The 26,930-nt window shown below is 64.9% G+C and carries 24 protein-coding genes, 1 tRNA gene and 2 pseudogenes; 15 read left to right on the forward strand and 12 right to left on the reverse strand.

The genetic code is table 11. From position 1 onward, the window contains the following. The first annotated feature begins 86 nt into the window (after positions 1 to 86). Both QOI01_RS04990 and QOI01_RS04995 read left to right on the forward strand, forming a co-directional pair. Entirely contained in the window at positions 87 to 710 is a 624-nt protein-coding gene (locus tag QOI01_RS04990; protein WP_526379082.1) for an FHA domain-containing protein, read from the forward strand. A gap of 266 nt (positions 711 to 976) precedes the next feature. Continuing rightward, positions 977 to 1,052: transfer RNA gene (locus tag QOI01_RS04995), tRNA-Thr, on the forward strand. 225 nt (positions 1,053 to 1,277) lie between these two features. Here the strand turns inward: QOI01_RS04995 and QOI01_RS05000 are convergent. Then, on the reverse strand, positions 1,278 to 2,927 hold the full coding sequence (locus QOI01_RS05000; RefSeq protein ID WP_526379083.1) for an ABC transporter substrate-binding protein: 1,650 nt from the start codon (positions 2,925 to 2,927) through the stop codon (positions 1,278 to 1,280). 277 nt (positions 2,928 to 3,204) lie between these two features. On the opposite strand from QOI01_RS05000, the gene QOI01_RS05005 reads away from it, so the two are divergent. The 4 genes from QOI01_RS05005 (at position 3,205) to QOI01_RS05020 (ending at position 9,003) form a co-directional block, all read left to right on the forward strand. After that, complete coding sequence (locus QOI01_RS05005) at positions 3,205 to 6,378, forward strand: ATP-binding protein (protein ID WP_526379084.1); 3,174 nt, start codon at positions 3,205 to 3,207, stop codon at positions 6,376 to 6,378. 155 nt (positions 6,379 to 6,533) lie between these two features. Continuing rightward, positions 6,534 to 6,743, forward strand: a complete 210-nt coding sequence (locus tag QOI01_RS05010) for a hypothetical protein (RefSeq protein ID WP_526379085.1) — start codon at positions 6,534 to 6,536, stop codon at positions 6,741 to 6,743. 149 nt (positions 6,744 to 6,892) lie between these two features. After that, positions 6,893 to 8,041: an ABC transporter substrate-binding protein gene (locus QOI01_RS05015; RefSeq protein ID WP_526379086.1), complete on the forward strand. Its 1,149-nt coding sequence runs from the start codon at positions 6,893 to 6,895 to the stop codon at positions 8,039 to 8,041. Further along, entirely contained in the window at positions 8,038 to 9,003 is a 966-nt protein-coding gene (locus QOI01_RS05020) for a HesA/MoeB/ThiF family protein (protein ID WP_526379087.1), read from the forward strand. The genes QOI01_RS05015 and QOI01_RS05020 overlap by 4 nt, the downstream gene beginning before the upstream one ends. A 1-nt stretch (position 9,004) precedes the next feature. Here QOI01_RS05020 and QOI01_RS05025 read toward each other — a convergent pair whose 3' ends face one another. Beyond that, on the reverse strand, positions 9,005 to 9,823 hold the full coding sequence (locus QOI01_RS05025; protein WP_526379088.1) for a hypothetical protein: 819 nt from the start codon (positions 9,821 to 9,823) through the stop codon (positions 9,005 to 9,007). A gap of 109 nt (positions 9,824 to 9,932) precedes the next feature. Here QOI01_RS05025 and QOI01_RS05030 point away from each other — a divergent pair, with 109 nt between their 5' ends. Next, positions 9,933 to 10,652, forward strand: coding sequence for a response regulator transcription factor (locus tag QOI01_RS05030; protein ID WP_526379089.1), 720 nt, complete (start codon positions 9,933 to 9,935; stop codon positions 10,650 to 10,652). Between the two features lie 56 nt (positions 10,653 to 10,708). Continuing rightward, complete coding sequence (locus QOI01_RS05035; protein WP_526379090.1) at positions 10,709 to 12,142, forward strand: sensor histidine kinase; 1,434 nt, start codon at positions 10,709 to 10,711, stop codon at positions 12,140 to 12,142. A 3-nt stretch (positions 12,143 to 12,145) separates the two neighbouring features. On the opposite strand, the gene QOI01_RS05040 is transcribed toward QOI01_RS05035, so the two are convergent. Next, the gene (locus QOI01_RS05040) at positions 12,146 to 12,607 is read right to left on the reverse strand and encodes an HIT family protein (protein ID WP_526379091.1); all 462 of its coding nucleotides are present in this window, start codon (positions 12,605 to 12,607) and stop codon (positions 12,146 to 12,148) included. 86 nt (positions 12,608 to 12,693) lie between these two features. On the opposite strand from QOI01_RS05040, the gene QOI01_RS05045 reads away from it, so the two are divergent. The 7 genes and pseudogenes from QOI01_RS05045 to QOI01_RS05075 form a co-directional block, all read left to right on the forward strand. Then, positions 12,694 to 13,932, forward strand: coding sequence for a bifunctional glycosyltransferase family 2/GtrA family protein (locus QOI01_RS05045; protein WP_526379092.1), 1,239 nt, complete (start codon positions 12,694 to 12,696; stop codon positions 13,930 to 13,932). 65 nt (positions 13,933 to 13,997) lie between these two features. Further along, positions 13,998 to 14,310, forward strand: a pseudogene (locus QOI01_RS05050) (IS5/IS1182 family transposase); the annotation flags it as partial. Positions 14,311 to 14,475: 165 nt separating this feature from the next. Then, positions 14,476 to 15,504, forward strand: a complete 1,029-nt coding sequence (locus QOI01_RS05055; RefSeq protein WP_526379093.1) for an extracellular solute-binding protein — start codon at positions 14,476 to 14,478, stop codon at positions 15,502 to 15,504. 72 nt (positions 15,505 to 15,576) lie between these two features. Beyond that, complete coding sequence (locus QOI01_RS05060; RefSeq protein WP_526379094.1) at positions 15,577 to 17,292, forward strand: ABC transporter permease; 1,716 nt, start codon at positions 15,577 to 15,579, stop codon at positions 17,290 to 17,292. A 63-nt stretch (positions 17,293 to 17,355) separates the two neighbouring features. Next, on the forward strand, positions 17,356 to 18,501 hold the full coding sequence (locus QOI01_RS05065) for an ABC transporter ATP-binding protein (RefSeq protein WP_526379095.1): 1,146 nt from the start codon (positions 17,356 to 17,358) through the stop codon (positions 18,499 to 18,501). Beyond that, positions 18,498 to 19,358 (forward strand): alpha/beta fold hydrolase, encoded by an 861-nt coding sequence (locus tag QOI01_RS05070; RefSeq protein ID WP_526379096.1) that lies wholly within the window; start codon positions 18,498 to 18,500, stop codon positions 19,356 to 19,358. Before QOI01_RS05065 ends, QOI01_RS05070 begins: the two co-directional genes overlap by 4 nt. A gap of 64 nt (positions 19,359 to 19,422) precedes the next feature. Continuing rightward, positions 19,423 to 19,692: pseudogene (locus QOI01_RS05075) on the forward strand (nuclear transport factor 2 family protein); the annotation flags it as partial. Here QOI01_RS05075 and QOI01_RS05080 read toward each other — a convergent pair. The 9 genes from QOI01_RS05080 to QOI01_RS05120 form a co-directional block, all read right to left on the reverse strand. Beyond that, positions 19,676 to 20,563, reverse strand: a complete 888-nt coding sequence (locus QOI01_RS05080; protein WP_526379097.1) for an SDR family NAD(P)-dependent oxidoreductase — start codon at positions 20,561 to 20,563, stop codon at positions 19,676 to 19,678. The pseudogene QOI01_RS05075 and the gene QOI01_RS05080 sit on opposite strands and share 17 nt — an antisense overlap. After that, positions 20,518 to 20,949, reverse strand: a complete 432-nt coding sequence (locus QOI01_RS05085) for a nuclear transport factor 2 family protein (RefSeq protein ID WP_526379098.1) — start codon at positions 20,947 to 20,949, stop codon at positions 20,518 to 20,520. Before QOI01_RS05085 ends, QOI01_RS05080 begins: the two co-directional genes overlap by 46 nt. Before the next feature lie 2 nt (positions 20,950 to 20,951). Then, complete coding sequence (locus QOI01_RS05090) at positions 20,952 to 22,079, reverse strand: NDMA-dependent alcohol dehydrogenase (protein ID WP_526379099.1); 1,128 nt, start codon at positions 22,077 to 22,079, stop codon at positions 20,952 to 20,954. A gap of 94 nt (positions 22,080 to 22,173) precedes the next feature. After that, entirely contained in the window at positions 22,174 to 22,719 is a 546-nt protein-coding gene (locus QOI01_RS05095; protein WP_526379100.1) for a nuclear transport factor 2 family protein, read from the reverse strand. 3 nt (positions 22,720 to 22,722) lie between these two features. Further along, positions 22,723 to 22,926, reverse strand: coding sequence for a ferredoxin Fdx (gene fdx / locus QOI01_RS05100; RefSeq protein ID WP_526379101.1), 204 nt, complete (start codon positions 22,924 to 22,926; stop codon positions 22,723 to 22,725). Then, positions 22,871 to 24,295: a lanosterol 14-alpha demethylase gene (cyp51, locus tag QOI01_RS05105; protein WP_526379102.1), complete on the reverse strand. Its 1,425-nt coding sequence runs from the start codon at positions 24,293 to 24,295 to the stop codon at positions 22,871 to 22,873. Before cyp51 ends, fdx begins: the two co-directional genes overlap by 56 nt. Then, positions 24,292 to 25,116, reverse strand: coding sequence for an SDR family oxidoreductase (locus QOI01_RS05110; protein ID WP_526379103.1), 825 nt, complete (start codon positions 25,114 to 25,116; stop codon positions 24,292 to 24,294). Before QOI01_RS05110 ends, cyp51 begins: the two co-directional genes overlap by 4 nt. After that, positions 25,117 to 26,319, reverse strand: coding sequence for a cytochrome P450 (locus QOI01_RS05115; RefSeq protein ID WP_526379104.1), 1,203 nt, complete (start codon positions 26,317 to 26,319; stop codon positions 25,117 to 25,119). It abuts the gene before it with no gap. Beyond that, positions 26,316 to 26,927 (reverse strand): TetR family transcriptional regulator, encoded by a 612-nt coding sequence (locus QOI01_RS05120; protein ID WP_526379105.1) that lies wholly within the window; start codon positions 26,925 to 26,927, stop codon positions 26,316 to 26,318. Before QOI01_RS05120 ends, QOI01_RS05115 begins: the two co-directional genes overlap by 4 nt. Between the last annotated feature and the right edge of the window lie 3 nt (positions 26,928 to 26,930).

Here is a 26,930-nt window from a genome sequence, read left to right on the forward strand (position 1 = left end):
CTAGATCGTAGGAGCCAGGGCCGCCCGGCATCGGGGAAATCGTCGTGATCAGGCGTGGTCCGCTAACTACCCAATAGGCTATCCACATGCCGTCCCACCTGGAAATCTGGAAACCGTCAGGACGGGAGCTGATCACTCTGAGCGGCCAACGGGTGACCATTGGCAAGGCCGCGACCAACCTCGTGTCGCTCAAACACGATTCGACCGTCTCACGCTTGCATGCCGTCTTGGACAACCTCGGGTTCGCTTGGTCGGTACGGGATGTGGGCAGCCGCAATGGCACCTATCTCAACGGCGAGAAGATCTCTGCCGAACGGGTCATGCGTTCCGGGGACGAGTTGCGAGTCGGCAAGTCACGGTTGGTCTTCTGGGAGGTGAAGGAAGGCGACGAAGCCACAGCGGACGCGACGATGTCTGCCGCCCCCACCCAGCTCCCGCCCCGCCTGACCCGGCGCGAACTCGAGGTCCTGATGGTGTTGTGTCGCCCGCTGGTTTCCGAGGACCCATTTCCCGAGGCGATATCCGTTCGTCAGATGGCTCAGGAGCTGTTCGTCACCGAGGCAGCCATCAAGCAGCACCTGCAAAACCTGTACGACAAATTCGCGATCCCCACCGAGGGAGAGCGCCGGGTCCGTCTCGCCAATGAAGCCATCCGGCGTGGGGCTATCACCATCGCCATGCTGCGCGATACCGGTACTCCCGAAGAGTGAGCGCACTCATGATGACGTTCATTGAGGAGTCGCGCAGCGGGCTACTCGCGCATTGCCTGCGTGGGTTCTCACTGAATGTGGTGTGGTGGTGACGAGTTGAGCCCCCTGTCAGGATTGAACTGACGACCTTTCGCCTTCTGGCCGGCGGGTCTGCGAGGCAGCCGCACGACGCGGCGACCGCGACGGCTAGGGCCCCGGTTCGAGCTGGCCGCGCGACTTCAGGAATTGCCCCGTCGTAGAATCATCACGGCTCATCAAGCCGGACCGCCGCGTTAGCTCAGTTGGTAGAGCGTCGCTCTTGTAAAGCGGATGTCGAGAGTTCGAATCTCTCACGCGGCTCCACTTGTTGGCACTCGTAGTCATCGTTCAACTGTGTCGACGACTTGTCTCGGGTGCGGCGCCTGCTCTTGGCTGCCTGGCTCGAGTCCGGCGTCTGCGGCCTTCGGCGACCGATTCCCGGCAGCAGAAACCCACTGATGAAAACCGCCGAAACACCGTTGCGGAGATAGTCCCCCACTAGCCGTGAACGCGCCGAGCCGGGTCGACTGCCTGGCCGGGGCGCACCGACTACTTGATTCGAAGTGCCGAGAAGTCCTCCACGAACACCACATGGCTGTAGGCCGCGTCGAAGTCGATCCGGTCGGAGACGAACGTGGCGTACAGCTCATTCCCGTAGGGCGCCCACACGGCCTGTTCCATGTATGACCTGTCCAGGGCGGCGTATTGCTTCTCCACGTCATCGCTCAGCTGGGCTTCCAGCAAACGATCCATGATCTCGTCGAGCTCGGGAAGCGCCGTCTGTGAGTGGTTGCTGCTGTTGGTGGGCAAGATGCTCCCTCCGTTGAGTAGCGGCCGGAAGAAGTCGTCCGGGTGTGGGAAGTCTTGGAACCAGTTCGCGAAGCCAGTGTCCAGGTCGGGTGTCGTCTGGTTGCCGATGGTCGTGAAGTAGACGTCGCCTGCGATGACCTTCAGCGTGGCGTTGAAGCCCAACTGCGCGAGCACGTCGTGGTAGTACTCGCCGATGTGCCTGCGGTTGGGCTCGTCGTCGGTCCACACCGTGATGTTCATGTCGGCAGGCTTGGCCTCGGCGATCAGCGCCTTGGCCTTGACCATGTCGGGGCCGGGGTAGAGCTCGTACTCCTCGTACCCGGGCATACCCGGCGGGAGGATCTGCTGGGTCGCGTGCAGTCGGCCGCCGAAGATCCGGTTGAGCGCCTCGGGATCGATGGCGTAGTTGATCGCCTGGCGGACCTTGAGGTCGTTGAACGGCGCGGTCTGACCGTTCATCCAGAAGTAGTAGGTGTTGATCGACTCCTCCAGCCGGAACCGGTTGCCGTACTTGGCCTTTATCTCTGGCAGCCGGTCGGCGTCCGGCGGATCGCTCATGAAGTCGACGCTGTTCTGCATGACCCCGGTCACCTGAGCGCTGTTGCTCTTGTTCTGCGTCACCGTGATGGTGTCGACCTGGGCATCCACCACATCGGTGGCACCGGCGTCCTTGACTGTCTGGAAGTGCGGGTTGCGCTTCATCGTAAGATGTTGCGGCGCTTCGACTTCAGTGATCTCGAACGGACCGCTGGCCGGCGGAGGGTTGTTGGTGGCGTCTTCGTTCAGCGGGGTCGACGGTGGGACCGGCGCGGCGAATGGCAATGCCAACACGCTGTCGAAGGTTCCATTGGGCTCTTCGAGACGGATCGTGATGGCGCCCGTCACGTCGTCGGCCGTGATCCCGGTGATCTGATCCTGCTGTCCGTCGGCGAAGGGGACCGCGCCGACGATGCCTTCGAAGAACACCGATCCGCCGGAGTCCGTCTTGAACAGCCGTTTGATCGCGTAGGTGAAGTCAGAAGCCTTGATCGGGGTGCCATCCGAGTACTTCATGTTCGGGCGCAGGGTGAGCTCGTAGGTCTTGCCGTCGTCCGATATCCGGGGCATCCCGTCGGCCAGCCCGGGAACGACTTCGGTCCCCGAATCGCCCTTGGCGTGCTTGTAGGTGAGCAACGGCACGTAAACGTTCCAGAGCACCTCCCAACCCTGAACCGTGTACGAGAGCTGAGGGTCGACGTGGTCGGGGAACGACGTCATGGTGACGTTGATGTCACCGTGTGCTGGCCCGACGCCCTCGTTGTTTCTTGAAGGCCCACCGCACGCAACGACGCCGAACGCCATCAACGCGTTGACGCTACCGATCGCTAGGACCGCCCGCAGCTTCTTCATCGTCCCCCCCGGGATTGTTGCCATCGGATGCCGACGCGCATCCGACACTCCGTTCGAAGGGTTCCCTCGCGACGCGGAAATTTCAAGGCCTGCGCATTCGTGAATCATGCGAACCGACCGGCGGGTCTTTGTCAGCCGATCGACGACGAGTTTGCTTGGGACAGCGGGGACCTCGCAGATGACGGTGGCGAGAGCCATTGTCGGCAAAGGTTCAACAAGTCATGAAAAGGGTCCGGGTCGGACGATATGCTTGACGCCGAGCGGCTAGGAGGAGCACGTGGGCTCAGGTGGGCGTGATGCGTCGCTCGATGTCCCGGATGGTCGTCCTGGGCCGGACATTGCCCAGGGCGGAGATGCGTCCGAGGTCTCGCGGCCGAGGCGGTCCTTCCATCTTCCAGAACACGAGGGCGCCGCCGATTTGCTGGCCTATCCGGCTGATGCCGGCCAGATGCGCCGGCTGACGATCCTCTTCGCCGACCTCGTCGACTCGACCAGATTGTCCACCCGCGTGGAGCCCGAGATCTATCGGATGCTCGTCGGCAGCTACCGGGACGAAGTGGTCCAAAATGTGAACCGCTATGAGGGCCATATCGGTTCGACCAAGGGCGACGGTCTGCTCGCAGTGTTCGGCTACCCCACCGCGCACGAGGACGACGTTCGGCGTGCTGTGCTTGCCGGGCTGGCGATCGTTCGAGAAGTGGTGCGCATCTGCGAGATATCCAAGCGGCAGTGGGGGATTGAGATCGCCGTGCGTGTCGGAGTGCACCGTGGACACGTGTACTTGGACACCGCGCAGGATGACGTGTACGGGCTGGCGGCCAATCTGGCGGCGCGCGTGTCGGGCTTGGCGCCGCCCAACTCGGTGGTGATCTCCGACGCTGTAGAACCCTTGGTGCGCCGAGACTTTGATTTGGAGGAACATACGCCGGCCGTGGTGAAGGGAGTCCGGGAGCCCATCGCGCACTACCGGGTTCTCGGCGAGCGGCTGGAACCCGAGAAGGTGCAGGATCGACCAATGGTGGGCCGGCAACGGCAGCGTGGCCGGTTGCGGGAGGCTTGGGCGCAGGCGGGGGACGGGACTCTGTCGACGCCGGGAATCGCGTTCGTCGGTGAGCCGGGAATCGGGAAGTCCCGCCTCGCTGGGCTGGCCGTCGCCATGGCGGAGCGTTCGGGGGCAACGGTTCTCGAGATGAACGGTTCGGCGTTTCACTCGAGTGCAGGCATGCACCCGGTACGCACCCTCCTGGAACGCCGCAGCGGAATCAACCGCTTGACCGATCAGACCGAGCGGTTGCGACTGCTTACCGCTGAAGTAGCCCGACGGGGACTGGATCCGTCGGCCGTCGCGGCCCTGGCGCCGGTCGTCGGCATCGCGCCGGAAGCCGGCTACGACCCGCTCGAGGTCGAGGGGGTGAAGTTGTATCACCTGATCGCCGCGTCCGTTCAGGAGTATCTTCTGGCGAGTCTCGGCGGTGGCCCTGGTCTGGTGGTGGCCGAGGACGTGCACTGGTTCGACCCGTCCACGTTGGAGGTTCTCGGGTCGTTGCTCGGCGCTGCCGACGGTCGACTGCTCGTGGTCATGACCGCAAGGCCTGGGGCGGCTCCGGACGACGGCTGGCCGGTGAAGGTGATCAAACTCAAGGCACTGACGCACAAGCAGACGGATGCCTTGATCGTGTCGTTGAATCCGCTACTGACGGTCGGTGAGCGAATGGCCGTGCATCATCGCTGCGACGGGGTGCCGTTCTACGTCGAACAGCTGGTGGCCGGGCTGGGTGGGCCGGGAGTTCCCGAGGCGCTCTACGATCCGTTGTTCGCCAGGCTGAGGGCGAGCGCCAATGCGGTGCCGGTGGTCGAGGCAGCGGGCATCATCGGCCGCAACGTCGACCGTGTACTGCTAGGGACGGTATGCACGCTGAGCGATGCGGAAGTCAACGAGGTCATCGACGAGCTCGAGAGGGCACTGGTCTTCGAGCAGCAGGGCACCGACGGATGGCGGTTTCGACACGAGTTGCTGCGCGAGGTAGCGGTGGAGCTGGCTCCCCCGAGCGTGCGCAGGGGACTGCACGCGAGGGTCGCCGATGCCTTGGTCGACACGGGCGGCGATCCCGACTGGGGAGTTGTGGCAGGTCACTACGAGCGTGCCGACCGATTCGGCGACGCGGCAAAGGCGTACTGGGAGGCCTCGACGATCGCGCGCCGTCGTGGCGCCCTTGTCGAGGCGCGTGGCTATCTGACGCGGGCCCTTGCACTGCTCGAACGCGTGGCGCCGGGCACCATGCCCAACCAGACCGAGACGGCGTTCCGGATGGAGCGCGGCTTGCTCTTTGCCGCCGCCGACGGTGCGTTGAGTGAGGATGCCGCCGCCGACTTCGCACGGAGCGTTGAACTCACCGAGGTCGATCGGCTGAACGAAGGGGTGCTGGAGACACGGCTCGATCTAGTGGAGTCATTCGTCATGCGGGCGGATCTGCGCGGAGCGTCCCAGCTGCTGGCGACACTGCGCCAGGACATCGGGATCGGGCGTTCGTGGATGCAGATGATCGTCGACATCTGGTCGGGGGTCGTGGCGTGTCTTCGTGGCACCTTCGACTCGGCGCTGACCCAACTCACTGCGGCGACCACCAGATTCGCCGCGGCCAGCCCCGACGACGTCGAGGCCTATGCACTCAACGTGTTGATCGTGCAGGCCTACACCCAGCTGGCATCGGTCTACCTGGTTCGCGGTGACCTCGCGAGTGCGGGAACCGAATTGAGCCGCGCAGAGCAGCTGCTCCAAGGGCTCGGCTACCCAGAGGGCCCATTCAACATCGCCTACGTGCGATTCGGGCAGATCTGGCTGCTCGTCGAAGCTGGTGACCTCGACCGCGCCGCGGGGGTGGCGGCCGACGTGACGGCACTCGCAGAGCGACACGGCCTCGATGTACTTCAACTCTTCGGCGCCACCTGGCAGGCAAGCATCCGCGCCCTTGCCGCTGTCACGAACGACACACCGCACCAGCCGAATTCGCTGACTGACCCCGTCGCCGCCGTGACCGACCTGGTTGACGCGTTGCGCGCAGTCGAACTCAACGAGGTGGTCATGTACTTCTGCGGCATCGTTGCCAGGGCCATGACCGCCGCAGGTCAGCCCGAGCAAGCCCGGGCGCGCCTCGACTCTGCGCTCCAGATCGCCGAAGACACCGAATTGTGTTTCTACAAATCCGAATTGCTACGGCTGCGCGGTCACACCCAGGCCGACGGGGAAGCCCGCAGCGCCGACTTCGCCGCTGCTCGCGAGCTCGCTCGGGCACAGGGCGCGACCTTGTTCGAACTGCGCGCAGCGCTCGACGAGTGCGACGCCGGTGCCGCGCACGTCCATGTGCGGGACGTGATCGGTCGCTTCCCGCAGGGAAGCGATTCTCCGGAATTCGCTCGAGCCCGAGCATTGCTCGACGACTGGCTCGAGTGAGTTCGCCATTCTTGAACATTCGAGGATTCGAGGAGTCTGCATGCCCGCTGCATACCCGAAGAGTTCTATACACGGGGCCATTCCCGGCGTAGCGTACGGCATGTTGTTGATCTTGAATAGTGCTGCAATTGTGGCCGAGCATCGGGGGATGAGAAATGGACGAAGTTGATACGACCCAGGTCGTGGGGAATGCTCTTGGGGACGTGGAGGATATCGAGCTTCCCGTCCATACGCCGGCGAAGAATGACACGCCAACGGGCGTGCTCTTCGTTCCGGATACGTTCAAACCAGGGGACAGGTTGAACATCCAGGTGGTGAAGGTCGTGGAAGACACGTACAACGACTTGGCCCGACGCCGTACCTAGTAATCGTCGAGAACCGCCGCCTTCGCGGGCCGTCGGTGAATAACGAGAACCGCGTCGTATTCGAATTGGATACCGCGCCGGCGACGGTCGATCCATTGGTGGCAGGCGACTATGTGGAGCGTTGCATGTCGTCGGCGCTCCATTGTCCAGTGCTGCTGCTTTCTTCGGCGAGCGCGGCTCGTGACGAGTTCACGTTCGTCGTGGCCGAGGACCGTCGGTTCTCGGATGGCTCGAGAGTGCTCGTCGACGACGTTCTCCGCACCCTGGTACGGAGTGCGTCGTCGCCGTTGTGGGCGCGTTGCATCCGGTACCTCGAGCGGGCCGAGGTTGCGGGCGACCGCCTTCGGCTGACGATGCGGCAACCCGCCGCCTTCTTCCCGGACATGTTGCAGGCGATGGACTTCGCGCCGACCCATCCCGATGGCGTACTGGGCAACGGCCCGTACCGACTGATGAATGAGTTCAACGCCGATGAGCGCTGTCATCGTCTGACACCGAACCCGTTCTTTCCCGGTGCATCGAGCAGGCCGGACGTGGTCTTCATCGTCCAGGGAGACGTGGACGGGACCCCCGACCGATTTCTGCGCGGCGAGGTAGACATCACCTGTAACACCGCCTTTCCGCTCGGTCGACTGGCCGACTGGCAGGACCACCCGGCCTTGCGAACTGCGTCGACGGGGATCTACATGCAGCTGGAGCCGAATCCGACGGGCGGCGCACTCGCGGATCCCCGTATGCGACAGACACTTCGGGATTGTCTCGACCTCGCCGAGATCGCGGCCAGGTTCGATGGTGGGTTTCGGCCTACGACGTACCGCCGCCCAAGGGACCGGAAGTCGCAGTCGCGAAACCGATTTCGCCAACGGGTGCGGATCGCCTATCACGACTTCCCGCCCAATCGTGAGGTACTGGAGGAGGTGCGCGGTCAGTGGCGGGTGCGCTTGGGAGTCGATACTGAGCTCGTCGAACGCGACTATGCCGATCGGTCCCGCGCGGGCGTCGACGCGTCATTCGTCCTGGGCTACGCCGCCTTCACACATCCCTATTCCGAGTTCGATCAGTACGCCGGCCCGTTGAGAGATCCGGAGTTCGATCGACTGTTGCAAGCCTTTGCCGCTGAGGCGCCCGGATCGCGGCATGCACTCGAACATCACATCGACACCGCGGTTCCCGTGATTCGGTTGTTCGAGGTGATCGGGCACTGGCTGGCGAGTCCGCGAGTCGAGGGCTTCGATTGGCCCACCGATTCGATGTTCGACTTCACCGGACTCCGACTGGTTGATCGAGGACAGTCGTGATCCGCCTGTCGCCCGCGATGACCTGGAGCCGCAGGGACGCCGAAGTCTTCGTCCACGGGGAGACTCAGATCCTATTGGTGAGCGATTGTCCACCCGACGTCGACGCCATGATGCGGTTGCTCGTGCGCGGTTGCGACTCGACGGCCTTCGCCGGACTGGACATCGAAACATCCTGTGTGACCGGCATCTTGGAAATTCTTCGTGAGGCCAACTGCCTGATCGACGTCAGCTCCGACCGGTGGGCGGGCACCGCGCTCGAACGCCAGGCGGACTACTTCGCCGCGCTGGGAGCCGATCCGGACGAGGTTCACGCGAACCTCGGGACGGCGACCGTTGCGCTACTTGGCCTCGGCGGCATCGGTTCGATGACGTTGGCGCATCTCGTGTCCGCCGGATTGCAGCGGTTCACGCTCGTCGATGGCGACGTCGTACAGATCCACAACCTCAACCGGCAGTTCCTCTACCGGCCATCCGACGTGGGTCGGCGCAAGGTCGATGCCGTGGCCGACTGGGTGCGTGAGCGACATCCGACGGCCGTGATCCGCTCTGTGCCGCGGATGATCACCGAGCAGTCGGAGTTGACGTCGCTCCTGGGGGAGCACACCGCATTGCTCGTCCAAGCCGCGGACTCGCCGAGTGACATCGCCTTGCTGGCTGCCCAGGCGTGTCTCGCCACCGGTACTCCGTTGATCAGTGCGGACTGCGGGTTACGAACGGCGAGCTGGGGTCCACTGGTAGAAACCGCGGACCTCCAGACCCATACGTCGGCGCTACTCGAACGACGCGGTCGTGCTCCCGTTCCACCTGCCGCGCAGGCGATGAGCGCGTCATTTGGTCCCACGAATGCGATCGTCGCCTCGTACCTGGCGAAGGAGATTCTGTCGTGGTTCGCCGGGCTGCCGGTTGCTTCTCGTGGGGTAAAGGTGGTGGTCGACCTCGATCAGTTCCGCAGGCTGCAGTGAGTCACTCATCGGTGTCCATGACGCGTTGTGAGCTCACCGGCCGGGGCGTCGACCTGCGACCGGACCGTCGCCCTGGCAGCGGAATCCGGTTGGCGATGTTGCTCAGCGGATTCACCACCTGGCTCAGGGTGATGACGGCCTCGTGCAGGGCATCGATCGTTGGTGCCAACGCTTCGAGGCCCGGGGCCAGGCGGTTGAGCGTGTCGGCGACGTCCGCCAGCTTGAGCAGCGGCCCGTCCTCGGCCGTGATGGTATCGAGCAGGCCGCCCTCGGCAAGAAGGCGGTCGGCAACGCCGTCCTCTCGGAGCACCCGCTCGAACAGGCCGTCATTGGCCAGCAGCTGATCGGCGAGACCACCTGGCGCGATCACCCGCGACACGGCACCGTCGTCGGTGGTCAGCCTGTCGATCAGCCCACCCTCGGATGTCACCTGATCGATCAGCCCACCGGGAGCCACCGCGCGCGCGACGGGCCCGTTCTCCGTCGTCAACCGGTCGAGCAGCCCACCCTCGGCAGTTAACTGGTCCACGATGCCGCCGGGTCTGAGCAGTCGGTTGATCGGGCCATCCGGCGCCAACGCGCGTCCCAGCGGCGCGTCGTCGTCCATCAGGTGCGCCAATCGATTGGCGCGCTCGACCGCGTCCTCGAGCCCAAGCAGCTGCGCGAACGATGAGCCGCTGTTCAGCGACTTTCCGTCGCTGAGCCCCCGCTGGACGACGCTGATCGTCTCACCGGCAATGCCGAGGCCCACGTCGGCGACGGCGAGACCGATGCGTACCGGTGCGGTGGCCATGTCGACCAGGGCTTTGCCGAGATTCATGCGATCAGTCTATGGCGGGGGTCACATCGGCGAACCTGAGAATGAACTCACAGGAAGCTCACAGCGTTCCTGCAGCGTCAATGCAACCGAATGGGAGGACATTGTTGACATGGCCATGGCTGCAGTCCCCGAGTCCGTACCCGAAGCGCGGGTTCTCGTCGTCGACGACGAAACCAACATCGTCGAGCTGCTCTCGGTGAGCCTGAAGTTCCAGGGCTTCGAGGTGTACACCGCCTCCAGCGGACCAGCTGCGCTGGACAAGGCGCGCGAGGTGCGGCCGGATGCCGTCATCCTCGACGTGATGATGCCCGGGATGGACGGCTTCGGAGTGCTGCGCCGGCTGCGCGCCGACGGCATCGACTCGCCCGCGCTGTTCCTGACCGCTCGCGACTCGCTGCAGGACAAGATCGCCGGGCTCACCCTCGGCGGCGACGACTACGTCACCAAGCCTTTCAGCCTTGAAGAGGTGGTGGCCCGGCTGCGCGTCATCCTCCGCCGCTCCGGCCGGGGCGTCGAGGAGCCCCGCAGCGCACGGCTGACGTTTGCCGACATCGAGCTAGACGAGGACACCCACGAGGTGTGGAAGGCCGGCGAGCCCGTCTCGCTGTCACCGACCGAGTTCACCCTCCTGCGTTACTTCATCATCAACGCTGGGACGGTGCTCTCCAAGCCCAAGATCCTCGATCACGTCTGGCGTTACGACTTCGGCGGCGACGTCAACGTCGTCGAGTCCTACGTGTCGTATCTGCGGCGCAAGATCGACACCGGCGAGAAGCGCCTCCTTCACACCCTGCGCGGTGTGGGATACGTGCTGCGCGAACCGCGCTAGCCCCACCAATGCGTGAGTTCGCCAGCCATCGGCCACGCTTCTTGGACAATGGGAGGATGGCGAGTCTTCGCGGGCGGGGCATTCCACTCCGAGTCGGGCTGGTCGCGGCGACCTTGGTGCTGGTGGCGTGTGGCCTGCTCGCCTCGGGCATCGCCGTCACGTCGATCATGCGGCACAGTCTGATCAACCGCGTCGACGAGACGTTGCTCGATGCCTCGAGGGGCTGGGCACAGGCGCCCCGGCGGATGCCCACCACTCCCGTCGAGGACCCGAACCCCGCCAGGCCACCGTCGAACTTCTACGTCCGCGGTATCGACTCCGATGGGCGCATCTGGATGGCGGTCAACGACCGCGAGGCCGAGCCCGCGCTGCCCGACAGCAACGACGTCGGCCCGGTGCCCGTCACGGTCGGATCCGTCGACCACTCGAAGGTGGAGTGGCGGGCGATGACCGTGCGCGGTCTGCACGGCGAACTCACCACCGTCGCCATCGATCTCTCTGACGTGTCGTCGACCGCCGACGCGCTCCTGTGGTCGCAGGTCGGCATCGGCGTCGCGGTGCTCCTGGTACTCGGCATCGCCGGATATGCAGTGGTACACCGCAGTCTCAGACCGCTGGTCGAGGTGGAGCAGACGGCGGCGGCGATCGCGGACGGTGAGCTCGACCGACGCATCCCGCAGCGCGACTCGCGCACCGAGGTCGGCCGATTGTCGTTGGCGCTCAACGGAATGCTCGCACAGATCCAACGAGCCGTCGCGTCGTCGGAGGCATCGGCGGAGAAGGCGCGCACGTCCGAGGACCGGATGCGACGGTTCATCACCGATGCCAGCCACGAGCTCCGCACACCGCTGACCACCATCCGCGGCTTCGCCGAGCTGTACCGCCAGGGCGCCGCCCGAGACGTCGAACTCCTGATGAGCCGAATCGAGAGCGAATCCCAGCGCATGGGCCTGCTCGTCGAGGATCTCCTGCTGTTGGCCCGCCTCGACGCGCAACGGCCCATGGAACGTCGCCGCGTCGACCTGCTGGCGCTCGCCAGCGACGCCGTGCACGACGCCCGTTCGATCGCCCCGAAGCGCACCATCTCGATGGAGGTGTTCGACGGCCCTGGTATCCCCGAGGTGCTCGGGGACGAAGCGCGGTTGCGGCAGGTTCTTGGCAACCTGGTGGCCAATGCGCTGCAACATACCCCGGAGTCCGCCAGCATCGCGATCCGGGTCGGCACCGAACAGGACAGCACCATCCTGGAGGTGTCCGACGAGGGTCCGGGGATGAGCCGCGAGGATGCGCACCGCGTGTTCGAACGCTTCTACCGAACCGACTCCTCGCGGGCACGCACCAGTGGAGGCACGGGTCTCGGGCTCTCGATCGTCGACTCGCTGGTCTTCGCACATGGCGGCACGGTGAGCGTCACCACCGCGCCCGGTCAGGGCTGTCGTTTCACGGTGCAACTGCCCCGTATCGCCGACGTGCCAGCACCCGTCACCTGACGGTCAGGCATCTCCCCGAGTCGCTTCGCTCTCCCCCTCGAGCGGGGGGACCCCCAGCGCCGAATCCAGTTCCGCGAGCGCCGCTTTGATCTTCTCCTGCGCCTCGTCGAGTGACTTCTGCGACGGGTTTCGGTCCACGTTCGCGAAGCCGAAGTCGGCGAGATCGCGGGCCGGGAAGACGTGGACGTGCAGATGCGGCACCTCGAGGCCGGCGATGATCACCCCCGATCGCTGCGTGCCGAACGCCTTGCTGACGGCCTTGCCGATGCGCTGGGACACCGCCATCACGCGGTTGAAGGCCGCGGGGTCGACGTCTTGCCAGTTGTCGATCTCGGCACGCGGCACGACGAGCGTGTGCCCCTGCGTCATGGGTTCGATCGTCAGGAACGCGACGACCTCATCGTCCTCGTAAACGAATCGACCAGGGATTTCACGGTTGATGATCTTGGTGAAGACGGACGCCATGGCATCGAGCATGCCAGACGGCTCATGCAGGTAGTTGCCAGCTCCGCGCCAGACCCGTGGCAGCTTGCTCGGCGACGGTAGACGCCATGACCGACCTGGCGAATTCGCGCTCGGCCGGGGTTCAGTCACGCCCGTCGCGACTCTTCGCCCCCGGCAGCAGCTATGTCCTGGATATCGTCATTCCGGTGTACAACGAGGAACGAGATCTCCCGGGAAGCGTCCGTCGGCTGCACCACTTTCTGGCCACCGAGGTGCCCTACGCCGCGCGAATCACCGTGGCCGACAACGCCAGTACCGACAGCACCCTGGACGTGGCGCGCCGGCTCGCCGAGGAGCTGCCGCACGTGGACGTCATCCACCTCGACGCCAAAGGCCGCGGGGGAGCGTTGCGCGCCGCGTGGACGTCGTCGACGGCCGAGGTGGTCGCGTACATGGACGTCGACCTCTCGACCGATCTCACGGCGTTGATGCCGCTGGTCGCACCATTGGTCTCCGGACACTCCGACGTCGCCATCGGATCGCGCCTGTCGGCGTCGTCGCGGGTGGTTCGTGGGCCGAAGCGTGAATTCGTCTCGCGCAGTTACAACTTGATCCTCCGGAGCATGCTGGGTGCACACTTCTCCGATGCTCAGTGCGGGTTCAAGGCGGTCCGAGCCGACGTGGCGCGGCAGTTGCTGCCGCTGGTGGTCGATACCGGCTGGTTCTTCGACACCGAGTTGCTGGTGATCGCGGAACGCGCGGGCCTGCGCATTCACGAGGTACCCGTCGACTGGATCGACGATCCCGACTCCAGGGTCGACGTCGTGCGCACCGCGATCGACGACCTCAAGGGCTGCTGGCGGGTGGGCCGCGCGCTCGCCACCGGCGCGCTTCCATTGTGCGAGCTGCGGGCTGCCCTCGGCCGTGAGCCTCTGGTGCCGGGTGTTCCCAAGGGGATGGTCGGGCAGCTGGTCCGCTTCGGGATCATCGGCGTGGCAAGCACACTCGCGTACGCGCTGCTCTATCTGGTGTTGCATCCCGCGGTGGGTGCGCAGGCCGCCAACCTGGTCGCGTTGCTGATCACCGCGGTGGCCAACACCGCGGCCAACCGGGCATTCACGTTCGGCGTGCGCGGCCACGATGGGGCGGGTCGCCACCAGTTGCACGGGCTGGTCGTCTTCGCGTTCGGCCTGGCGATCACCAGTGGGTCGCTGTTCGTCCTGCACCGGTTCGACCCGACGATCGACAAGGTCGCCGAACTGTCCGTGCTGGTGGTTGCGAACCTGGTCGCGACGATGGTGCGGTTCGTCGCGCTGCGACGGGTGTTCGGAGTGCACCGCCGTTAGAACGGTGGCGGATCCGGATCCTTGGTGAAGGTGTCTTGGTAGGCGATGTGTTCGTCGTAGCCGGGGTGTTTCCTTGGGGCGGTGCGTTCGGGTTCCTGGCCGAACATCGGCGGGAGTTGTCTCCCGATGAGACGTTCGAGATTGTTCCCCAGCGGTCGGGGCCGGCTCAGGGTCCCTGCTGACGTCCCTGCTGACGGGGTGGCCGCGGTGATCACGCTGCAGGCTTGCACGGCTTGTCCGATAGCGGAGACCGCAGACGCGTTGACCTTTGATCTGCGGTGGAAGACCGCGTGCGGGATGGTTGTCACCGATGTTGGGCTTCATGCCACGACGTTGTGGCATTGGGGGCGCCGGTTGGCGGTCTCGCAGTCCCTGAACCACTGGTGCTCGAGATCAGGGATCGATACTTGACAACTTCAGATCCAATATCCAGAATCAAATCCGCCGCCAAGGCGGCGGGGCGCGGAACCCTGGGCGTGCTGAGTGCTACCCACACATGTACGACGGAAGGAAACTCTGTTGCCGATGGTCTGCGGGCGTCTAGTGAGGTCCCTTTCAGCTGTCGCGATCGGCACCGCCCTGGTGGCCGGGTGCTCCGGCGGCAACGCCCCGGCACCGTCGGGACCATTTGGCGCGACGGCCGATGAAGCCTGTACGGCCGCCGCCAAGGAGAGCGGTGCGGTGAACTATGTGGCGTCCACCGACGCCGCTGTCTTCGCCAAGGAGATCGAAGCCTTCAAGGCGAAATACCCCGACATCGCCGTCTCCTACACCAACCTGCGCTCGCAGGATGCCAGCCAGCGGCTGCTCGCCGAATCGCAAGTCGGGCGGGGCCTTTCGTTCGATGCGCTGGCCGGCGAGCTACCCGGATTCCAACCTCTGTTCGACGAGGATCTGGTGCTCAAGGTGGATTGGCCCAAGCTCGGTCTCGGAGAGGATCTAGTCATCGAACAGGGGAAGGCCAACGCATTCCGGAACTATCGGTTGCTCACTGGTCTCGGGTACAACACCAACCTGGTCAAGCCGGAGGAGCTGCCCACCACCTGGGCCGAGCTCGTCAACCCGAAGTGGGCGGGCAAGGTGATCGTCGACCCGCGTGGCCAATATCTTGGGACGATGGCGCCCGCAGTCGGTCAGCAGGAGACCATCGATTGGTTCAAGAAGTTCATGGACGTGGACAAGCCGCTGATCATCCAGGGTGCGACCGCCTCTGCGCAGAAGGTCATCTCCGGTGAGGCACTGTTGACAACCAGCGCCGCCGACGCCAACGTTCGGGAATCACAGGCGGCCGGGGCGCCGATCGGCATCAAGTACCTTGACTTCGTACCCACCAGCGACTACTACACGCTGGTGATGAAGGACACGCCTCGGCCGAACAAGACGGCCTGCTTCCTGGCTTGGCTGGGCGGTCCGGAGGGACGCGCGCAGAAGGAGAAGCTGGAGTTCCAGAAGAACGAATCCAAGCCCACCGAACTCCCGGTCGGCTCCACGCTCGTCCTCACCGACACCCCGGAGGCGCGGAAGACCTCGGCTGACACGTCAGACGCGCTGGCGAAGATCATGGCTGGATAGATGGCAGCAACCCCCGCGATAGCAGCGACCCCCGGGATGGCAGCGAACGAAACTCACCCGAACGCGGCACCCATGAGGGGACGGCGACGGTGGCTGACCGGCCGCAAGATCTTCATCGCCGTAACACTGCTGGTGTTGCTCTACCTCGTACTGGGACCGCTGGCGGTGCTGATCATCGCCAGCGTGCAGAAGACGACGCTCGGCCTCGATATCAGGCCGCCCGTGGTGTGGACCCTGCAGAACTACATCGACGCGTTCCTCAGCTCGGAGTTCTTCGGAGTTCTGGGGACGACGGTGATCTTCACCGTGGGCAGCCTGTTGTTCGCGTTCGTGTTCAGCTTCGCGTTGTCGATGCTGATCGAGCGCACCGACATCCCGCTGCGCAACGTGATGTTCCTGCTCGTCGTCGCGCCCTCGGGCATCCCGGCAGTCATCCTGGCGATCTCGTGGAGCCTGCTGGTGAACCCGACCAACGGTGTCCTGAACGTGCTGTTGCGGAGGGTTTTCGGACTCACCGGTGATGCCGGCCCGTTCAACGTCTACTCGGTGCCCTGGATGATCATCGTCCAGGGGATGGCGCTGGTGCCGTTGACGTTCCTGCTGATCACCGCGTCGCTGCGAGGTATGAGCAACACTCTGGAAGAGGCGGGGCGAACATCCGGCGCTCCCGCTTCCGTCGTGCTGCGCACCGTGACCATCCCGCTGCTGAAGCCGGCTCTGGTGGGTGCGCTGGTGTATCAGTTCGTCACGGTGGTGTCCGTGCTGGACATCCCGCTGCTTCTCGGCAAACCCGGTGGCGTGTCGGTGCTGAGCACCAGGATCTATGACGCCTCCAACCCGGCGACCGGTCTGCCCAACAACGGCGTCGCGAGTGCCTACGGCGTCTTCCTGCTGCTTGTCTCGCTGGTGCCACTGTGGGTGTACAACCGCATAATCAGCCGGACGGGCGCCTATGTGACGGTCACCGGGAAGAGTCGGCCGCCACGACGGCTTGTGCTCGGCAGATGGAAACCGGTGGCGTTGATCTTCGGCATGGGGTACATCGCAGTGTCGTTCGTGCTGCCTGCACTCATCCTGTTGTGGACGAGTACGCAGCCCTACCTGGGCGCGTTGACGCTGGACAGCTTGCAGCACACCACGCTGGCGGCCTACCGAAGCACCCTCGGCGACAGCCAGTTCCATCTGTCGCTGTGGAACACCTTCGTGCTCGGTGTCACCGCATCCGTAGTGGCGATGGTGATTTCGACGGCGGTGTCCTGGATCATCGTCCGGGTCAAGTCGCGGTACACGCCGCTCGTCGATCTACTGGCCTTCATGCCGCACGCCTTTCCCGGAGTCGTGATCGGCCTGGCCACCCTGTTCGTCTATCTACTGCTTCCGCTGCCCGTGTACGGGACCATCTGGATCATCGTGCTGGCGATGGCCACCCAGTTCATCGGGCTCGGAACCCGGATCACGACCAGCGGCATCGCCCAGATCCAGGTCGGCCTGGAGGAGGCATCGTACATCTCGGGTGGCTCGGGATTCCAGACGACATGGCGGGTCCTGGTGCCAATCCTGCGGCCCGTTCTGTTCAACGGGTTGCTGGTGGTGTTCCTCGCGAGCATCCAGAACCTGACGCTGCCACTGATGCTTGGTAGCGGCAACAACATCGTGATGTCGACGCTGATCTACGGGCGGTGGTTCGCCGGCGACGGGCCAGGCACGGCTGCGCTGGGCGTGGTGCTGACCATCGCCACCCTGGCGATGACGCTGTTCCTGCGCCGCTCATCGGAAGTCAGGGTGTGACAGCGTTATCCGCGCATCGGTCCATCAACGCTTACATACGAATCGATTCGAGAGGGTGACCCAGTGACGGCGATTCGGGTGAAGAACCTCTTTCACAATTACAGCACCAATCCCAACGACCGCCCGTCGGTGGATGACGTCTCCTTCGAGGTGGCCGACGGCGAGTTCTACACACTGCTCGGCCCGAGCGGCTGCGGAAAGACGACTACGCTGAGATGTATTGCAGGCCTTGAGGACCCGTCGAGCGGGCTGATCGAGCTCGACGGACAGCCGGTGGTCTCGGGTAAGTACGTCATCGCTGCCAACAAGCGCGACATCGGCCTGGTGTTCCAGGACTACGCGGTGTGGCCGCACATGACCGCGTTCGAGAATGTCGCCTACCCGCTGCGGGTGGGGCGCAAAACGCCGCGGGCCCAGATCAAGTCCAAGGTCGAGGAGGCCCTGACACTGGTCGGGCTGGAGCAGTTCGCCAGCCGGCGCGCCACCCAGCTGTCCGGTGGTCAGCAGCAACGGCTTTCGCTGGCCAGAGCGCTGGTACGACAACCAAAGGTACTGCTGCTCGACGAGCCGTTGTCCAACCTGGATGCCACCTTGCGCGAGCAGATGCGCGTGGAGTTGCGCTCGATCCAGCGTCGGCTCAAGATCGCGACGTTGTTCGTAACCCACGACCAGGTCGAGGCGTTGTCGATGTCGAACCGGATCGCGGTGATGCGCAACGGGAAGATCGTGCAGGAGGCCGCACCGCGGGAGATCTATCACGAGCCGAACAGCGAGTTCGTGGCCCGGTTCGTCGGCGTCGCGACGTTCATCCGCGGCACCGCGGTCGAAGGCGCTGCCGAATCCGCCCGGGCGTCGGTGCTGACCTCGATGGGCACGCTGCAGATCACCACCAACCGCGCGGTGAGTGCGGGTGAGCCAGTCACCGTGGTGATCCGGCCGGAGGATGTGACAGTCGTGGAGGCCGCGGCGTCGCCGCAGATCGAAACGCAGAACGGGTTCGACGGTGAGATCGAGTCATTCTTCTTCGTCGGCGACGCGGTCGACTACCGCGTGCGGGTGGGCGATGAGGTCTTGCGGGCGCGGGGCCAGGGTCGGGACAGCTTGCGGCGCGGCGACCGGGTGCGGATCACCGTGCCTGCGGCGGCCTGTGCGCTGCTGCGCGACGACGAGCCGACAACTCATTCGGTCGGCAACGCGGTGTCGGTGTGACGACGACCGACTTCTGGGTCGATTCCGGTGGAGTCGTCATCCACGGGGTGGATTGGGGTGGTGCCCCCGACGGTGCCCTGATTGTCATGCTGCACGGGATCGGCGGCACTGCCATGTCGTTCAACATGCTAGGTCCACGTCTGGCCGCCTCGCTGGGCGATCGATACCGCGTCATCTCAATTGACCAGCGCGGCAGTGGCGATAGCGATAAGCCTCGGCGCGGTTACGAGCAGGAGTTCTTTGCGGCCGACGTGCTGGCCGTGATCGAGGCGACCGGCGGGGGCGGTGCCGTGCTGGTCGGCCATTCACGTGGGGGCTGGCTCGCGCCCTACGTCGCCGCGAAGGCGCCTGGAGTTGTTGAAAGGCTTGTCCTCATCGACCCGGCCCGCATGTCCTACGACTCCGCCCAGGCTCAGGACGCGTTCTACTCACGGGTCCGCGAGGGACTTGGGCCGTTCACATCGGTCGGTGACGCGCTGGACCGCGCGATCCGCGATACCCCGGACGCGTACTGGGGCGAAGAGCGCAAGCAGTCCGTGCTGGCCGGGCTCTATACGGCGTTCGACGGGACTCTGTTTGGCAAGATGCCGCAACGGGTGCTCGACGAACTGGAACGTGTTCGCGGCGATGATGTGCTGCGGCCCCTGACCGCAACCGTCACCGCGCCGACACTGCTGCTGGTGTCGTCGCGGTCTGACGCGCACCGGCAGTCACAGAAGCTGGAGTACGCCGAGCGCATCCACGGCACGAGGGTGGTGATGCTCGACGGCACGCACAGCCTCCAACACGACTGTGTACAAGAGGTGGTCGCGGAGATTGAGACGCACCTGACGGAACCCCTGCCGATTGGGCGTTAGCCCGATTCGAACGCGAGTGTCTTCGCTGTGACGCCGCTCCACACGTACGAGAACGTCCCACTTCAAACGCTGGATCGAGCGGTTCCTGGCCACGGTCGACGACCTGCACCTCGAAGTGCTCGAGTCGTTCCAAAACGCCGACGGCAGCCGGGTGACTTCGCGCTGGCTGTTGACCGGCAGGAACAACGGCGTCCTTGGCACGCAGACGGACAAGCGGGACATCGCGATGACCGGAACCGCCGTCTGGGCCGTCCGAGAGGACGGGAAGCTGCTGACGAACTGGGTCGAGCGTTCGTCGTGGGAGCTGCATCGGCGGCTTACCGCTTCTGAATGACCCCGTCCAGCTCGGCGATGGACCACGGAGGCGAGTCGTGGTGATCGCGATAGGCGACGATGCTCGGAGTCTGTCGGCCGAAGCGGCCTACGAATCCTCCTGCGGCGATGAAGATCTGACCGGTCACGTCCTTGGCGAGGTCACTCGCGAGGTATGCGTAGACGGTTGCGGCGTACTCGGGCGGGGCGGCGTCGAGTGCCCCCTGCATGCTGACTTCGTCGAGCAGGCCGCGCTGGTGCAGATCCACGATCTGGGCTTCGTAGTCGGCGCCGGTGGACAGCCGCGTTCTGGCGCCGGGGCACACCACGTTCGCGCGCACGCGCTCAGTCTTCAGCTCGGCGGCGATGGCGAGGGTCAGCCCATTGACTGCGCCCTTGCCAGCCGGATACCCGGTGCCGCCGTAGTCGCCGAGGAACGCGAACGAGCTGGTGTTGACGATCGCGCCGCCGCCTTGGGCGACCATCTTCGGCGCGGCCGCCCGGCAGGTCTCGAAGACCGTACCGAGATGTGCGTCGAGCAGGTCGCGAAACTGGCCCGAGGTCACGTTGAGGATCGACGAGCCCGCCGGCTCGGCCGTCCCCGCGCAGTTGATCAGCGTGTCGATGCCACCGAATTCACTGACGCACTTTGCGATGAGGGCATGAGCGGTCTTCGGATCGGCGGGTGAGCCGGGGAAGCCGATCGCGCGGCCCCCGACGCGTGTGACGGCTTCGTCGACCGCGACGTCGTCACGACCGTTGATGACCACCCCTACGCCGTCGGCGGCGAGGAGTTCTGCGACCGCCAGGCCGATGCCGCGGGAACCGCCGACGACGACCGCGCCGGTCAGCTCTCGTCCTCCTGGCCGAACTGCATCGCGTCCATGTTCCAATAGCCGCGCAGGTTGATGATCAGACCCTCATCGTTGACCCGGTAGGTGAACACGCCGCGCACAGCGGCGGTGAAGCCGTTCGGAAACTTGGTGTGCAGCACCAGGATGTAGGCGATCTCGGTCGGCGAACTCGATGGGAAGGTCTCCTCGCGAGTCACCGTCAACTGATTCGGCCCGATGTTCGCGTCGTAGAAGGCCGCCACGGCCTCCTTGCCGCGCACGCCGGTGCCATCGGGGTTGGTGACGGACTCGCCGATCGGATCCTCGATCACGACGTCGTCCGTCATCAGGGCCAGCCAACCCTCACGGTCGCCTGACTGAACGCACCGCCACGACGATTCCGAGGCGACGAGCACCGGTGACTTCTCGGCTGTCTCCTGGGACATGATTACCTGTCGGCGTCGGTGTAGCGGATGATGCCGCGGATGTTGCGGCCCTCCAGCATGTCCGTGTAGCCGTCGTTGATCTGTTCGAGCTTGTACTGGCGGGTGACCATGTCGTCGAGGTTGAGCTTGCCCGCCTTGTACATCGACAGCAGCTGAGGAATGTCGAAGTGTGGGTTGCCACCGCCGAAGATGGTGCCCTGCAGGTTCTTCTGCATCAGGGTCAGCATCGCCAGGTTCAACGTCACCTCGGTGTCCGTCATGCTGCCGATGGCCGTCAGGACTGTGGTGCCGCCCTTGGACGTCAGGTTCACGTAGCTGTCGACGTCCTTGCCGTGCAGTTCGCCCACAGTGACGATGACCTGCTTGGCCATCAGTCCCTGGGTCACCTCGGCGACCCCCGCGAACGCGGCCTCCAGGTCGGGATAGGCGTGCGTGGCACCGAACTTCAGGGCAGCGTCGCGCTTCCACTCCACCGGCTCGATGACGAAGACGTTGCGCGCGCCCGCGTTGACCGCTCCTTGCAGCGCCGACATGCCGACACCGCCGACTCCGATCACCGCGACGTCGTCGCCGGGCCGGACGTTGCCCGCCCGGACGGCGGAGCCGTAGCCGGTCGTGACACCGCAGCCGACCAGGCAGGCCACCTCGAACGGAATCGACTCGTCGATCTTGACGACGGAGCTGCGGTGCACCACCATGTACGGGCTGAACGTGCCGAGCAGCGTCATCGGGAAGACGGGCTGGCCCTTGGCGGTGATGCGGTGGGTGCCGTCGGAGACCGCGGTGCCGCTGAGCAGACCGGCACCCAGGTCACACAGGTTGCGCAGGCCGGCCTGACAGGACGGGCACTTGCCACACGACGGGATGAACGACAGCACGACGTGGTCACCCGGCGCGAGGTCCTCGACGCCTGGCCCAACCTCGGTGACGATGCCTGCGCCCTCGTGGCCGCCGAGCACCGGGAAGCCCATCATCGGGATACCGCCGGTCACCAGGTGGTGGTCGGAGTGGCACATGCCCGCCGCTTCCATCTGGATCTTGACCTCGTCCTTGACGGGGTCGCCGATCTCGATGTCCTCGACGGACCACGGCTGGTTGAACTCCCAGATGAGAGCACCTTTTGTCTTCATCGGTACGTGCCTTCCGCTAGAGCCAGTGAAGCCAGACTAGAGCCATTAGTTAGGTGCGTCACAAGCACCCCCAAGCAACCGCTTGGCCGGGAGGTCACCAGATCGGGATGGGACTTTGGCCGAGCGGGTAGTAGCCAGGAAGCTTCTCTCCGGCGACGCTGCGTTCGATGCGCTTCTGCATGGTCGGGGTGAGGTCGCCGGATTCGATGAGCTTGATGAACGCCTTCTGCACATGGCCGAAGTCGAAGAAGTCGCGCTGCCACTCGATCAGCAGGTCGTCATTCAGCCGGAACCAGCTGCCGCCGATGCCGTAGATCTCGTCCCGGGCGCCGTCGCTCTTGTTGGCGATCTGCTTCCAGAACCCGACGATCTCGCCGACCTTCTCGTCCACGATCACCTTCTGGTACTCGTAGGCCCAGTTCTCCAGACCTTGCATCTCCAAACCCAGTGCGACATCGCGGATTTCATCCTTGCCGATGCACATCACGTCTTCCTTCGGGCCGATGTTCCAGCCGTAGGTGGCGTCGTCAGTGTAGAAGTCCGCCAACGGCCTCCAGTCGCCCGCGGCCTCGGCGTCGCGGTTGACCTGCAACCACCGCTCCACCCAATCGTCCAGTTGAGCACGTGTAAACGACGCCATTGTCTAGTCCTTTTCTCTGATGAGAAGCGCTTGGGTGGGGCACATATCGACGGCCCGCTCGATCTCGTCGCGGGCGTCGTCTGGTGGCTCGGCGTCGAGGATCTCGACCTTGCCGCGCCTTGGCACCGTGAAGTAGTCCGGGGCCTCGAGTTCACACATCGCGTGGCCCTGGCACAGGTCCAGGTCCACTTCCACACGAAATCCCATCGTGGCCTCTGCTCTCGGCCTGGCGCTTGCGGTAGCGAACCTTGGCAGGTCGATCCAGCTGGACCACCATCTTCGTGTGGTCGTTGCGGTAGGTGTCGGCGGATTGTGTCATCTCGAACTCGTACTCGCGCAACAGAACCGAGAAGATTGCCTTGATCTGCATGGTGGCGAACGCGGCGCCGACGCAGCGGTGCCGGCCCGCGCCGAACGGGATCCAGGTCCACCGGTTGACGACGTCGGCCTGCTCGGGCTTGTTGTAGCGGTCCGGGTTGAACGCGTCCGGGTCGGGGAAGTCCTCCGAAATCCGGTTGGAGATTGCGGGGGAGGCGGCGACGAAGTCGCCCGCGTGAATCGGGAAGCCCTCGACCTCGAACTCGCCCTTGGCCACCCGCATCAGAATGATCAGCGGCGGGTGCAGCCGCAGGGTTTCCTTGACGACGTTGTCCAGCAACGGAATCTGGCGCAGCGCGTGAAAGCTCACCTCCTGGCCGTCGGCGTAGAGCTCCTCGAGTTCGTTGACGATGTCGGCGTAGACGTCGGGGTGTCGGAGCAGTTCGATCAGCGTCCACGACGAGGTGCCCGAGCTGGTGTGGTGGCCGGCGAACATCAGCGAGATGAACATGCCGGTGACCTCGTCGGCCGAGAATCGGGGGGTGCCCTCTTCGTCTTTGATCGACACCAGCACGTCGAGCATGTCGCGGTCCGCCTTGTACGTAGGCGGGTTGGCGATGCGGCCGTTCATGATTTCCTGAACCAGCGCAACGAGTTTCACGCGAGACTCATCGCGAATCCGGAAACTCTCGATGTCCAGGTAGGGATCGACGTAGCACAGCGGATCGGTGCCGCGCTCCAGCTCGTGGTAGTACTGCGCGAATCGACTGTCGAGCTGCTCGCGGAACTTCAACCCGATCAGGCATGCCGTCGAGGTGTAGATGGTCAGCTCGGAGAAGAAGTCGAGGAGTTCGATCTCGCCTTCATCGCCCCAGTCGGCGATGATCTTCTTGACCTCGCCCTCGATGGTCGCCGCGTGACCCTTCATCTGCTCACCGCGCAGCGCCGAGTTGTGCAACATCTCCTTGCGCCGCTCGGGGCTGGCGTCGAACACCACACCCTCGCCGAAGATCGGCGTCATGAACGGGTAGGCCTCGGCCTGATCCAGATCCTCGTCGCTGGAGCGGAAGAAGAACTCATTCGCCTCGGCGCCGGAGAGGAACACGACGTGCTTGTCCACCAGCTGGAACCAGCCGACGTCGCCGCATTCCTCGCGAATGCGGTTCATCAGGGCGATGGGGTCGGTGCGGAACTCCTCGAGGTGGCCGTACTCCTCCTCGCCGCCGGAAACCCGCTGGACCTCTTTGGTAATCGTCATGAAGGAATACCTTCCTCACCGAGCTTGAGCTGTTGACGTTCCTTCACCGTGGCCAACGGAGCCTCCGGCTGCAACTCCATGTTGGCGATGAAACCGCCGCGCGGAGTTTCGGCGACGAATGTGATGGCGCGCGCCAGATCCGATGCGCGCAGGAAGTAGTCGTGCCGGGCCTGGCCCCACTTGGCCCAGTCCTCCAGCGCGGGCCCGATGGCATCTGCGGGCAGGCTCCAGCCCATCGACGTCTTGGTCGGTCCCGGGTGCACGATCGACGCGCGCACCCCGGTGCCCTCGAGCTCCATCTGGTAGTTGGTCACCATCGCGACCAGCGCAGCCTTGGCCGCCCCGTAGGCGCCCATGTGGGGACGTTGGCGCAATGCGACGTCGGAGCCGACGAAGATCAGGTCGCCGCGCTGGCGCTCGATCATGCCCGGCAGGACCGCGCCTGCCAGTCGGTTGGCCCCGACCAGGTGGATTTGCAGCTGCGAGTTGAAGTCGTCGGTACTGATCTCGGCGAGCTTGCCGAAGTAGGTGTCGCCCGCGCCTGCCACCAGCACCTCGATGTCACCGAGTGCGTCAACGGCACTGGCCACGAACGACTTCACCGAGTTGGGGTCGGTGACGTCGAGATGGAATCCGACGGCTTCGCCGCCATCGGCGCGGATCTTCCCGACGAGGTCGTCGAGCTTCTCGACTCGGCGGGCGCCCAGCGCGACGGGAAAGCCACGCGCGGCGAGTTCGATCGCGGTGGCCTCACCGATGCCTGCTGAAGCGCCGGCCACGATGGCGGGTCGACGGTCGGGGAGCGGTGCGAAACGTGGCATCTAGCGGGCCTTCACGGCGATGGGCAGATGGGCGAAACCGCGCACGTTGCTCGAGTGGACGCGGACGGAACCGGCCTCGTCCACCTCGTAGCCACGAACGCGCTTGAAGAACTCGGTGAGTGCGACCTGGGCCTCCATGCGTGCCAGGTGTGCCCCGAGGCAGAAGTGCGCCCCGCTGCCGAAACTCACCAGCTTGGAACTGATGTCACGGCTGATGCGATAGGTGTCGGGGTCGGAGAAGACGCGGTCGTCGCGGTTGGCCGAGCCGGGCAGCAGCAGCAGGACGTCGCCGGCGGGAATCGTGGTGTCGTACAGCGTCATGTCGGCGGAGACGGCGCGGGCCAGAATCTGGCTCGACGTGTCGTAGCGCAGCGTCTCCTCCACCCATGGCTTCACCAGTGCGTGATCGTCGAAGACCGGGGCGAGCTCGTCGGGATTCTTGAACCCCCAATAAACGGCGTTGGCAAGCAGTTTCGTGGTGGTCTCGTTACCCGCTACGACCATCAGGAACAGGAACGCCATGATCTCTTCGTCGGTGAGCCGGTCACCGTCGATCTCGGCCTCCACGAGCGCCGAGGTCAAATCGTCCGAGAGCTTCTCGCGTCGCTGCGCAACCATGTCGGAGTAGTAGATCAGCAGCTCGGCCGAGGCCTGCATCGCCTCGGCGGGTACGTCGGACACGCCGTCCTCGCGATGCATCACACCGTCGGCGAGAGCGCGGATCCTGACCCTGTCCTCGTCGGGCACGCCCATGAGTTCGGAGATGACGTCCATCGGCAGCTTGCCTGCGAAATCGTCGACGTAGTCGAACTCCTCCGACTGGAGCGCCGCGTCGAGGTGCTGTACCGCGATTTCGGTGACCCGCCCCTCCAGTTCGCGAATCCGCCTCGGAGTGAAGCCCTTCGAGACCAGGGTGCGCAGTCGGAGATGGCCAGGATCGTCGAGCGCGAGGAACGACATCACCTTGTGCGCGTGCTCGTTGCGCGAGATCGGGTCCAGCGATACGCCGTGCTTGTTGGACAGCGACGTGCTGTTGCGGAAGCCCTGCGCGACGTCCGTGTGGCGGGACACCGCCCAGAACTTCAGGTCCGCGTTGTGGTAGAGCGGCGCCTCGTCACGCAATCGGCGGTAGTACGGATACGGATCTTCGTGGAAGTCGTAATCATACGGGTCGAGCAACACGGCGGACGTGTCGACTGTCATACGTGTTCTCCCAAGATTAGGCCGACCGCGTAGGTCAGCCGATCGGCAATCTGGTGGTAGCTGAAGTAGCCGCTGCCTGCCTGGACCAGGGCGCCGAAGAACGTCATCTCCAGTGCCGACAACACGCGCTGGTCTGGATCGGGGCCGTACGCCGACGTGATGCGACGGTGGATCTCGGCACCGATGCGTTCACGCACGCGGCCCACGGCGTCGTCGTTGCCGCCGCCCAGCAGTGCGGTGGTGCAGGCAGCAGCGACCTCGGGTTCGTCGGCGACTGCCAGAGCCAACGAATGCAGCGTGCGGTCCAGGCGCGTCAACCTGCTCTCGTTGACGTCGGTGAAGTACGGCGTCTGGCGGACCAGGTCGAGGTAGACCTCCGCGATCAGGTGGTTCTTGGAGGAGAAGTAGGTGTAGGCGGTGGCAGGCGCGACCTTGGCCCTGGCGGCGACGGCGCGCACGGTGAGGTCGGTGTACGACGATTCGCGCAGCATCTCCACGCCCGCGGCGAGTACCTTGCGGAAGGTCTCCTCCTGGCGGCGGTTGCGCGGAATCTCGCCGGGGTCGGCGTCGATCACCTCTGTGGTCGCGACCACTGCATCACTGGACACATG

It is taken from the genome of Mycobacterium sp., assembly GCF_032162605.1.
Taxonomy (GTDB): Bacteria; Actinomycetota; Actinomycetes; order Mycobacteriales; family Mycobacteriaceae; genus Mycobacterium.